The 11,580-nt window shown below is 56.8% G+C and carries 8 protein-coding genes; 4 read left to right on the forward strand and 4 right to left on the reverse strand.

The window, feature by feature from the left end; translation table 11 throughout:
- Nucleotides 1-3 precede the first annotated feature (3 nt).
- The 3 genes from AC2FID_RS00770 to AC2FID_RS00780 all read left to right on the forward strand — a co-directional run bounded on the left by AC2FID_RS00770 (nucleotide 4) and on the right by AC2FID_RS00780 (nucleotide 2,861).
- Complete coding sequence (locus tag AC2FID_RS00770) at nucleotides 4-672, forward strand: TetR/AcrR family transcriptional regulator (protein WP_282150876.1); 669 nt, start codon at nucleotides 4-6, stop codon at nucleotides 670-672.
- A 129-nt stretch (nucleotides 673-801) separates the two neighbouring features.
- Nucleotides 802-2,082 (forward strand): hypothetical protein, encoded by a 1,281-nt coding sequence (locus AC2FID_RS00775; RefSeq protein ID WP_496834958.1) that lies wholly within the window; start codon nucleotides 802-804, stop codon nucleotides 2,080-2,082.
- Nucleotides 2,079-2,861 (forward strand): COG3904 family protein, encoded by a 783-nt coding sequence (locus tag AC2FID_RS00780; RefSeq protein ID WP_496834960.1) that lies wholly within the window; start codon nucleotides 2,079-2,081, stop codon nucleotides 2,859-2,861. The genes AC2FID_RS00775 and AC2FID_RS00780 overlap by 4 nt, the downstream gene beginning before the upstream one ends.
- A 31-nt stretch (nucleotides 2,862-2,892) precedes the next feature.
- Here the strand turns inward: AC2FID_RS00780 and AC2FID_RS00785 are convergent, their stop codons facing one another.
- On the reverse strand, nucleotides 2,893-4,317 hold the full coding sequence (locus AC2FID_RS00785) for a serine hydrolase domain-containing protein (RefSeq protein ID WP_496834962.1): 1,425 nt from the start codon (nucleotides 4,315-4,317) through the stop codon (nucleotides 2,893-2,895).
- A gap of 206 nt (nucleotides 4,318-4,523) precedes the next feature.
- Here AC2FID_RS00785 and AC2FID_RS00790 point away from each other — a divergent pair, with 206 nt between their 5' ends.
- The gene (locus tag AC2FID_RS00790; protein WP_496834964.1) at nucleotides 4,524-7,631 is read left to right on the forward strand and encodes an ATP-binding protein; all 3,108 of its coding nucleotides are present in this window, start codon (nucleotides 4,524-4,526) and stop codon (nucleotides 7,629-7,631) included.
- Nucleotides 7,632-7,644: 13 nt separating this feature from the next.
- Here AC2FID_RS00790 and AC2FID_RS00795 read toward each other — a convergent pair whose 3' ends face one another.
- From AC2FID_RS00795 to AC2FID_RS00805, 3 genes are all read right to left on the reverse strand, one after another.
- On the reverse strand, nucleotides 7,645-8,646 hold the full coding sequence (locus tag AC2FID_RS00795) for a HupE/UreJ family protein (protein WP_496834966.1): 1,002 nt from the start codon (nucleotides 8,644-8,646) through the stop codon (nucleotides 7,645-7,647).
- On the reverse strand, nucleotides 8,643-9,473 hold the full coding sequence (locus AC2FID_RS00800; protein WP_496834968.1) for a peptidyl-prolyl cis-trans isomerase: 831 nt from the start codon (nucleotides 9,471-9,473) through the stop codon (nucleotides 8,643-8,645). Before AC2FID_RS00800 ends, AC2FID_RS00795 begins: the two co-directional genes overlap by 4 nt.
- 76 nt (nucleotides 9,474-9,549) lie before the next feature.
- Complete coding sequence (locus AC2FID_RS00805) at nucleotides 9,550-11,472, reverse strand: DUF3604 domain-containing protein (protein WP_109311954.1); 1,923 nt, start codon at nucleotides 11,470-11,472, stop codon at nucleotides 9,550-9,552.
- Nucleotides 11,473-11,580 lie beyond the last annotated feature (108 nt).

Here is an 11,580-nt window from a genome sequence, read left to right on the forward strand (position 1 = left end):
GAAATGGCACAACACGCTGTAAAAGAAAGAAAAAGGGCGCCCTCGCAGCGATCCATTGCGGCACGGGAGCGTATTCTTGACGCTGCGGAACTGGTCTTTGCCGAGCAGGGATTCGACGGTGCCTCGATTCGCGACATCGCTGAGCGGGCGCAGGTTCAGAAGGCCAACGTGAACTTTCACGGCGGTCCAAAGGATGAGCTTTTTGAACGCATCGTTGCGCGTCGCGCTAGTGAACTATCGCAAGAGCGCCGTGAAACCATCAGCCGATTGGAGGAGTGCGGCGATTGGGACGCCGCGGACCTGATGTCAGCCTTCATGAGGCCGTTGTTGACCCGCGCATTCAGTAATGATCCCCAATGGCTGGCCTATGCGCGCATTGTGGCGATCGTTTCCGCTGATGCGCGTTGGCATACGCTGGCGAAAACCCATTTTGACCCGGTCGCCTCGCTGGTCGTTCAAAAGCTGTGCACAAAATACCCCGAGGCCGACCCGGCGAACGTTGCCGGGGCGCTGGTTTTTTCGGTGTCGTCTATGCTGGCGTTGTGCACGTCGGAATGGCGGATCAGGGCACTTTCCGGCCCTGACCAAAAACGCGACGCCGAGGGTGCAATCCGGAACCTGTTGCAGTTCTGTCATGCTGGGCTCACCGGTGTTTTGGATCCGTCCGGGTAGTCCAGCGACGATCAAACAACTTAGCCCCAACCCGCTCAACTTGAAGTTACGCACGGGACCATATCAAATGGTCCCGTGCGATATTATCTAGTGATTAACCAAGATTAACGATTGGGAGCGTGGGGTGACATGACAGAGACAAGGGACCGACTGACCGCGGAGGAGGCGAGGGGGCTGCGGACGGCCAAAGAGCTTGAGGCGCATCTAGTCTGGTTGGACACGTTCACGCCCGCCGCTTTGGGTGTTTTGGCCATAGCCTCAGGTATTTACACTTACCTTGGCGTTTCATCATTGCTGGAAGACAATGGCGCGGTGACCTTCTTCGCTGCGGTCGCCTATTCGATCGCAGTGTCCGTCGGCATCTTTGTGTTCTGGAGCTATATGCTGCGCTTACTGCCGTCGATGCGCACGGCCAGCGGTTTCATTGGCCTGACGATCTCGACGATCGTTGGATCCGTTGCAATCATCGCCATGTCCAGCTGGCTTAACGCTGCTGCCCTGGCCGGCGCGGCTGCGGTCGAACAGCACCTTGAAAACACCGTGCGCGACTACCAGGCGGCGCTTGAACAGGCGCATGACATTGCACTCAGCGGTCAGGCACTGGGGCGCGAGGTCGAACGCGCGCGTCAAAGCTTCGAAGAACTGGCCGAGCTGGAGCAATCCGGTGATCTTTCGGGCACGGCGGGCCGTGGGGCAGTGTTTCGCGTGCTGACCCAAAAGGCCGAAGAGCTGCGCAATCTGGAAGAGCAGATCGCAAACCAGCAGCCGCTGATCGAAGATGCGTTCCAGCAGGGCAACGAAATCCTCGCCCGAATGCGTGAGCTTACCGTTGTCCCGGGGCCGGTTGATCGCCGGTCAGTGCAGTTTTCCGAAGAAAGCGTGAAGCTGGCCGGGGTGATTTCGCGTCTGAACCAATACAACGTGGCGCCGCTTGTTGCGCGCGCTGCCGGGGATTTGCCGTCGTCGGTCGTGCTGCCCGAACTTGATGGGCGCAGTTCCGAGGTGCGCGATGCCCAGTCATCGACCATCAACTCGGTCCTGAACGCACTTGATCAGCGTGGCAAAACCCTTCGGACCGCTGCTGAAGAGGTTTTGGAGATCGAGCCGCCAATTGAGACGGCCTATAATCCCATTTCCAGTGCAGATGCGGTGATCAAGTATGCGCACAACTTTGTGCCGTCCTGGGCCGGAGCCATCGCAATCGACCTGCTGCCCGCCGTTCTTGTGTTCGTGCTGGCGATCACCCAAGCCGCTATCCGAAGCGGGAAGGACGGTATGAGCATTGAGGATACGCTAACGCTGTCTGACCTGCGCGCGGCCATGAATGCGATGAAAGATGTCGAGGCAACGATGGGCGTCGCAGATGCCGCAATTCTTGATCGCGCCACGCCGAAAAAAGACGAAACATGATGGGCTTCCTGTCCCGAATTGATGTGCGCAGGGGGCTGCGATACGTGCTGGTGGTCCAGCTGGTGATCGCAGGTATTCTGATCCTGTCGGATGTGGCCGACGTTGTCTCCAACCCGTTCACGCCAAGGGTTGAATTGCCGACAGGCCCCATCTCACCTGGGGATCAGCGGCGCGAGTACCGCACCGACCGCACCGATCCGTCGCTGTTGCCGCAGGACCAACCGCTGGATGTGCCGGTGCCTCAGAGCTTTCCCACGCGGTTGGAATTTACTGAAAAGCAAGCCGGTGATCTGGGGCGGGTCCTTCTGGTGAGCGGACAGATTGAAACAGGTGATGCTGATCGGTTCGAAAACCATTTGTCCGAGATGCAAGAACAACCCGACCTGATCGCGCTGCACAGCCCGGGCGGCCAAGTGTCCGAAGCTTTGTTGATCGGCGCGCAGATACGCGAGGCCGGGTTGTCATCGGCCGTACTGCCCGGCGCGGTCTGCATGTCCGCCTGTCCATATATTCTGGCCGGTGGGGTCGCGCGTATCGTGTCACTACAAGGCATTGTCGGACTTCATCAGCATTACTATGACCAACCGCGCCTGATCCCCGTGGTCTTTGCCGTTGAAAGCATCCAGAAAGGGCAGGGCGAGACGATGCAGCATCTGATCGACATGGGTGTCGATCCTGCATTGATGTTGTATTCTCTGAACACGCCGCCGGATCAGATCTATGCCCTTGTAGAAGATGAACTGACAAGCACCGGTATTGCAACGCAAATTCTGGATTAGCAAGAAGGACCCGACCAGCGGGTCCTTCTTATCAATCCTGCAAGACAGAGATGAGCGCCTCGGCCAGCGGCAACGAGGAATATCCGTGCCGGGAGGGTGTCAGACCCAGTCGCACAACGACCATGTCTTGGGATGGAAACACGCCGATAAACTGCCCGTCATGCCCCTGAAGCCAGACGGCATCTTCATAGGGTGGTAACCCACCCGGAGAGTCCAGCCACAGATGACCTTTGGCGTACATTCCGTCAGATGCGGCAACCGGCTCAAACATCCAGTCCGTAAAACCCTCGGGCAGGATTTGTTGGTCGTTCCATTCGCCTTTCTGCAATAGAAGTTGCCCAAAACGCGCCCAGTCGCGCGCAGTGGCATACATATAGCTGGACCCGACAAATGTGTCCGCCGCATCGGTCTCGAGCACGACGGATGTCATGCCCAATGGTTCGAACAGCGCCTCTTGTGGATAGGTCAGACTGCCATCGGTCAGTTTGTCCTGCCAGACGCGCGACAGGGCTGTAGTTGTCCCCGAAGAGTAGTTGAAATCCGCCCCAATCTCACTTTCCGCCGGGCGGCCCGAGACAAAACCTGCCATGTCATCATTAAGATACAGCATCTTGGTCACGTCCGAGACGTCGCCATATTCCTCATTCCATTGCAGGCCACTGGACATGGCCAGCATGTCCTTAAGGGTGATGTTTTTGCGTCCGTCCTGTGCCCAGTCCGGATAACTGTCGGTCAGCGTATCCTCCAGCGACATCTGGCCGGATTTGATCAGGGTGCCGATCAAGCCCGCAGTAACTGTCTTGGTTATCGACCACCCAAGCAAAGGCGTGTTTTCGTCAAACCCCTCCGCATAGGTCTCGCCAACGATACGCCCATCCCGCACGACAACCACGGCGCGGTATCCTTCGCCCAGAAGTGTGCTATCCGCCAGGATACGCGCGATTTCAGGGTCTTGTGACAGTTGAACTTCGGTACCGACGGGCCAGATTCCAGTGGGCAAGGGCTCGATCGTGGTCAGGGTCGCGTCGCTGAGCGTCGCGTCATGGACATTGGTGCAGCCAAGCCCCTCGCGATATTGCGAGGTCGCGGGGGCAAAAAACCGGAAAATCCGTGCCGTCACGGTTTGGGCTTCAGCGTCCACGTCGATCGAGATCTGCTTGAGCAGTGGGTGCCCCGGGGCCTGAACATCGACGGTCAGAACGTCTTCCGGGTCGCGCCCGGCAATGAAGACGTTGGAACAGACGATCTTGGCCGAATAGTTTGTTCCCACCTTCAATAGGTCAGGCGGGGCGATCAGCAGATAGCCCACAATTGCGACGACACCCAGAATAAGCGTGCCTGCGATGATTTTCAGCGCTTTGATGATCAATCGACTTTCTGAACCGGTCGTGCCGGCCCCCTCCCGTTTGTCTCCGGATTTCGTCCGAGTTAAGAGCGTATCGTCTTTGGTTGCCACCATTCCGTCGCGTAGGTTCCGGCCAATTTCAACTGTGGACCCGCCTTTTTCGTTTCACTTGACCAAAGCCTTGGGGTCGTCCTTGATGGTGACAAGCCCTGTCGGTCACGCCGGTAACTGAACCGGCAATTCCGATATCCTGGGCGCAATCAGGGAACGTTCGCTTGAATGAGCCCTGTTTGGATGGACGCAAGTGAAACGATTGCATGTCTGAAATCGAGATCTGGCTGGAAAAAAACGGCCTGTCAAAATACGCCGAGGCCTTCGCCCGTCATGAAATAGTGGTGGGTGATCTGCCTGAGCTGACAGAAGACGATCTTGTCGCAATTGGACTGCCGCTTGGGCCAAGGCGACGGTTTGCAAAAGCCTTGCGCGAACAATCCGGGGCCGGCGTTCCGTCACTACATTCGACCCTCAGCCCGACAATCGTTGCCGAACGGCGGCAGTTGACTGTCATGTTCATCGACCTCGTCGGGTCCACCGAGATCGCGCAGCGCTTGGACCCCGAGGATCTGGCCGAGGTTCTGCGCCTGTTCAAGGAAACCTGCGCGGCGGCTGTGGCTGCGTATGACGGCCATATCGCAAGTTATTATGGCGATGGCATTATGGTCTTTTTCGGCTTTCCGCATGCGCATGAGGATGACCCCGAACGCGCGATACGTGCGGGGCTGAGGATCATTCAGGAAATGCCGGAAGTTCGCACCCACGCAAAGCTCGAAGTGCGGATAGGGATCGCGACGGGGTTGGTCGTTGTCGGCGACCTGCGCGGTGAAAACATGTTCGAAGACGGCACCGCCATGGGCGAAACGCCAAACCTGGCAGCGCGCCTTCAGGCTATGGCCGATCCGGGCACTCTGATCGTCGCTCCGACCACGCACCAACTGGCAGGCGACGCGTTCGAGTATGTTTTGCGCGGTGCGTTCAAACTCAAAGGCTTCGCGAAAGAGGTTGAGGCCTGGCAGGTCACCGGAACACGAGAGACGATCAGCCGGTTCATGACGACGGACAGTACCGCGTTGCGCCCGTTGATTGGACGCGACCCGGAGTTTGACATTCTGCGCAGCAAATTGGCGCTGGCCCGGGCAGGCCAGGGGCAGGTCGCATTGGTATCCGGCGAAGCAGGTATCGGTAAATCCCGCTTAATCGAAGAACTGCGGTTGGGCGTTGCCAAGGCAGAAGCGTTGCAAGTGCGGTTTCAGTGCTCACCATATCATGAGACAAGTGCGCTTTATCCTGTGATCCGTCAGATTGAAAACGCTGCGGACCTGCGTGCTGATGATACAGGGAGCGTCCGGCTCAGGAAAATCGCCAAACATCTGGAAAATCCGCCTGACCACAGCGTGAAGCTGGCAGCGGCACTTTTGTCTGTTCCATTCGAAGACCAACTTGGTTCGCTGGATCTGACGCCACAGCAAGTCATGGATCAGACCCTGGACATGTTAGCCGGTCAGCTTATTGCACGGGCCGCGCGAAAGCCCATACTGTGCCTCATTGAAGACGCGCATTGGATTGATCCGACGACGAAAACCTTGCTTGACCGGATCGTGGACAGAATTCAGGAAGTACCGGTTCTGATCGTCATGACCTACCGGACGGCTTTTGATCCGGATTGGGCCGCCAAGCCCAACGTCACTCATGTCCCTCTCCGGCAGTTGGATTTCGCGCAGGTCCGCGAGATTGTTCATCAGGTGGCTGGGGATAAGCCGATCTCGCCCGAAATGTTCGGCGTGATCGCGGGGCGGACGAACGGTATTCCCCTCTATGTTGAAGAGGTGACAAAAGATTTGCTGGAATCCGGTCAATTGGCCGATCGGGCAGATGCACTTGGATTAGATGGCGCGCCCGGTCCTGCACCTTTGGTCCCCAGCACGTTACAGGATGCGTTGATGGCGCGATTGGACCGTTTGAGTTCGGCGAAGGAAGTCGCACAAATCGGTTCTGTGATCGGCCCGCATTTCACCTATCAATTGATTTCCGGCGTGTCCGGGTTTGGGGATAAGGCGTTGCGCGCGGGTCTGGATCTGCTGGTCGACGCGGGCATTGTCACCGTGACGCAGAAAAAGGCAGAAGAGACATTTGCCTACCGTCACGCTCTTATTCGTGACACGGCTTATAACAGCCTCCTGAAAAGCGAACGCCGCGGGTTGCATGCGCGCGTAGCAGAGGCCTTGCATCACGGAACGCATAGTCACGCAGATGCAGGCCCCGAAGTTCTGGCGCACCACTACACCATGGCGAAAATGCCCCGCGAGGCCATCGAACAGTGGCACCTTGCAGGCCAACGCGCAGCCGAGCGTTCTGCGAATGTCGAAGCGGTGACCCAGCTGGGACATGCGATACAGCAGTTGCACGAATTGGAAAGCACCGTTGAACGCGACCGCAAAGAGGTCGAGATACAAGTGCTTCGCGCGGGCGTGACCCGTTCGACGGCTGGCATTGCCGCCGATGAAACGGGCGCTGTCTATGCCCGAATTCGAAAGCTGTGCAACCGCTTGGACGAGACCGAGAACCTGTTTCCTGTTCTCAATGGCCTTTATTCGTTCCATTTGGTGCGGGCCGAATACGATTTGGCGAAGGACGCGGCGCGGCAAATCCTCGATCTGGCAGGTCAGTCTGACGAGGCGCATCATGTCATGATTGCCCATCGCGCGATGGGGGCGGTTTTGCTGCATATCGGTGATCTGGACGCGGCGCATGAACATCTACAGTTGGCGCTGGACCTCTATCAACCCGATCTGCATGGACGGCTTGCTTATGTCTACGGATCCGACCACGCAGCGATAACGTCGTGTTTTTTAAGCATGGCGCTGTGGTTGAAAGGCGATCCTGACCGAGCCGTTGATATCCAGCGAAGGGCCGTCGATGCCGCCAAGGACCTAAAGCATGCCCACAGTATCGCCCAGGCGCTGACCTATCTTTGCATGTTGCATACTTTGCGTCGTGAACCGGATCATGTTTTGAAAGCCGCTCAACAGCTTGAAGAGGTGTCCGAGAGGCACTCGTTTACCTTCATGACTGTTACTGCCAATCTGTGGCGCAGTTGGGCGACTGCTTATGATGTGCCGACCTTTAACAACATCAGCGCGGTACGTCAGGCGGCCGAGGCCTGGTGGGACAGCGGTGCGGGGAACTACAAACCGTTCCTTTTGACTTTAATCGCCGAGCTGATTTTGAAAGCCGGTGATCCCGAGGGTGCCCAGCAGGTATTGTTCGAGGCACGCAAGCACCAGAAACTAACCAACGAAGGCTGGGCTCAGGTGGAAACGGACCGGGTTCAGGCGCGTTTACTGCAGCAGCAAGAGGCCGCGAAGTAGCGGTCGCTCCAATCTAAAACCCGCTGACGCGTTCAACCAACCAGTACATCGACACGCAGCCGATGGCATATCCTGTGACGGGTACGGCGACTACGCCAGCCCTTTGGGAAATTGTGGGCAGCGTAAGGCGCCACACCAAGATCAGGGCCGACAGTCCGGCAATAAACAAAAGTTGCCCGGCCTCGACCCCGATGTTGAAGGCCAGCAGTGCGGCGAAGATATCCTCAGTTGGAACTCCAATATCGGCCAGCGCGCCGGCAAATCCCAGCCCGTGCAACAGCCCGAAGCAAAAGCAGACGATCCAGGGATATTGTTCGGACAGGCGCAGCTCACCATCTTTTCGGTTGAGGATTTCCAGAGCGAGGAACACGATTGACAAGGCGATCACGGCTTCGACCGGAGGGCCGGGCACGTTCAGCACGCCCAGAGTGGCAAGCGCCAGCGTAATGGAATGCGCGACGGTAAAGGCGGTCACCGCCCCGACCAACCGCCATGGATCGCGCACCAGCACAAACAAGGCAAAAACAAACAGAAGGTGATCCCAACCTTCCAGAATATGTTCGAACCCAAGGCGGAAGTAACTGCTCAGAACCGACCAGGTCGTTGGCTGTTCTGGAATGATCAATGCAGGTGTCTCGGGTGTGAACCGCAATGTGGATGGTTCTGACGAGATGGGTTGGATGCGCAGCAGAACGTCGTTTCGTTGTTGCTCCAGCCCTTCAATGGTGATGGTGTGACCGGCGATATCGTCCTCGCATTCAAGAACCCAGGTCGCGATCCAAGCTGTTCCGTCGGACCGTGGCTCGGGTGCTCGGTTTTGGGCACAGTGAGCGGGCAATATGGCATCGATACCCATGGGGCGGCCATTCACATCAGGCTTGCGCCATAGCACTTGCCAGGTGTTGCTCGCCAATTGCCGCAGGTCCAAATAACCGGGGTCAAGTGCATGTGCATGTCCCGCTTGTGCAGCGAACATCAGCCAGCCCGAGAATAACAGGCAAAAGAGCCGCTTCATTCGACTGCCTTGTCCATGTCGGGTGTTTCGACTTGGTAATTCGACGCCAGGCTTTCATATTGCGCCTGCGCCAGGTCCGACCCGGCTTCGCGGCGCCATTCCAGTAAAACGGTATCGCGGATATCTTCCAGCTTTGGCAATATGGGGTCTTGTTTGTCTGTAACGCGAACGACGTGGATGCCATATGCGGATCGGACTGGGCCGGACCAGTTGCCTGGCTCCAACGAATTCAGAGCCGCCGAAAAGCCAGTGCCAAAGTTTGCGTCCACCATGCGCACTACTGTCAGAGGCATCGACTTTGGAAGCAAAGTTGTCGATCCGATGCTGCTCCAGTCCTGCTGAGTGTTTGCGGCCTCGATCGTGCTTTCGATGGCATCCAGCTCAGCGTTCTCGTTCAGGTAGATCTGATCAAAAGCAATCTGTGCCGGTTTGGTAAACCGTTCCGGGTTTTCGTTCAGAAAGGTCTGCAACACTTCGGGCTCGGGTTCGATCGAAGCTGCGATTGCGTCAGTCAGAAAATCCATCTTCTGCGCCAGGCGTGCACGGATGACCTGATCACCTTGATCCAGGCCCAGCTTGCGTGCTTCGCGCACAAGAACTTCTTCGCGGATCGCCCCGTCTATCAGGGCCTGTAACTCATCTTCCGTCGGTGGGCGGTTCCAGCTGTTTTGGAAACGTGTTTTCAGGAGGGCGACATCATTACCGTCGATTGTGATCGTGTCGGCTTCTTCAGCGACGTCCTGTTGCGGGGAAACCCATGCAAACCAAGCGAAAATGGCAACCCCGATCAAAATGAAGTGGAATAACGGCTGTTTTAGAATTTGCATTCGGGTTCTCAATGTCGTGTCGCAATATTGCCGGGCGGGGTTGACCGCCCGGCAATGTCATTAGTGTCTTGTTCGGTTATTCGCTAGGTGTGTACCAGATTGGCGACGAATACGCGCGCTCTTGATGGATCAGCTGCGCCTCTTCCGGCAATTCAATACCGAACCGGACCTTGTCGTACAGGACCCAACGGGGTGTGGGGATTTCAAGCGCCCGGACATAGTAGAAGGCCCGCGCATTTGGATCAAAGTCTGGATCGGCCCAAACCGACACAAGCTCGGCGGTTCCAATCGTGTTACTCCAGCTGGCGGTTTCGATATCGACGGTGTTGCCGACAGCCGGGACTTTGCCGTTTTCATCAGCAGCCCGGTCATCCGACCATGCAACGTCGTAGACTTTCTCGTGCAACTCTCCTTCGCCATCGAGCCACCCTTTTACGACCTGTACCCGGTCCAGATTGGCCCCAACCGGATCGCGTAGCGCTGCAATCAGGAATGAAGGCGCTCCATCACCTTCGTTAGGGCGTAAGTCCGAGCCCATCGGAACGCCTTTGGTGTAGCCAACGTCCGCAAGGAACCGGGTCTCAAGATCTGCTTCGTCAAATTCCCATCCACCAAAGAACCGCAGACCGATCCGAGGACCAGTCGTGGCATAGGTTTCACGCCGTTTGAAAGCATCAAAGATCGCGGAACGCGTGTTCTCGGTGGCCCAGACGGCAGTGTAACCAGATGCGACAAGAAGGTCGCCGGGGATTTCGCCAAGATCATTGGCGATGAAGGGGTGCTGGATTCTTGTGGCCGACGGTTCAACGCTGACGGACTTTCCGAAAAAGTTGTCCTCTTCAGCTGTTGCCAGCGATGTGTGGCTGTCTGTTGCCCCACCCATTCCGAACTTATAAGGGTTCACCCCGAATTTTTCTTCCAGCATCAGGCCACGTTTCAAGGCTTCTCTGGCATATTCACCGGCCAGCATGTCCTCTGTTTTCAGCTCGGTAATGTCGAGGTTGCCGACGTCCCAGTTTTCATAGTCCGCAAATTCGTCTTCCGGGCTTAGGAAGGGGTGTGCTTCTCCGTCGCCTTTGATTTGGGTGACCTCATAATGCGGCTCCCACTTGGCGCGGTTCTGCACGTATTCTTCGTCTACCTTGCCGCCGTGATAAGTATCCTCAGTGGGGAACATCCAGCCATTTGACAGGTTGCCGTTATGTGCAAAAGCAACCGCGCGACCGCCGGTTTTACCCTGATATTCTTCAAGCCACGCATAAAGCGCCTTGGGGTCGGTGTCGCCGTAAGGAGGCTGAGTCACGGGTGGCACCATTTGCAGTGCCCGAATTGGTCCGTCACGTAGCATGACATTGCGGTGCAGGTTGAACCCCTTGGGAACGGACGTCCATTCAAACCCAATAAAGGCGGTGAAATTGCCGGGGTCGTTGTGCCGTTCCGCTGCCATAACGATGTTTTCCCATGTAAATGCGAATGCGTCCGCGCCTGGGCTGTATGACTCAAGTAGGATTTCCGGCAGGGTCATTTGAGAGAAATTTGTAATAATGTCGAAGGCCGCTTTCCCGGCTTCTTCACCGCCTGCTTTGTATCCCTCGTACCACTCCAAGCCTTTTGGGTCACCAATAACGCCAGGTTTACCGGCCTGCAGGTCCGGGGCGAAACCCATCAAATCAGTATGATCCGTCAGCACCATCCAATCCAGGGGCCGCGCCAGCCTGACGGCCTGACCGGTTGACGAAATAACTTGTTCCCCCTTTGCGAACCGCCATGCCTCATCAGGAAGCAAGGTGTTTCCGAATGCGCCCGCATCCAGCGACAAACCGGTGTGCAGGTGTGTGTCACCCCAGAGTGGCCGTTCAGGAAATGATCGGTTGGCGTAAGGCGAATATGGGCGGTCGGCAAAGGTGCCCTCGGCAGCCTCTTTGCTGGGGACCGCGTCTGCCCATACAAGTGATGGTAATGTCAGCAAAGAGATCAAACAGGTTGTAAGTCGAAGCATTGAAACCTCCCCAGGTCGTCGCGCAAATCGAATATCGTAAATTCAGTATATTCATTTCTTATAATGTATTGGACGAACTTTTGTACTGATTTTTCTACCATGGGACCT

This window comes from Ruegeria sp. CDSC068, assembly GCF_059610545.1.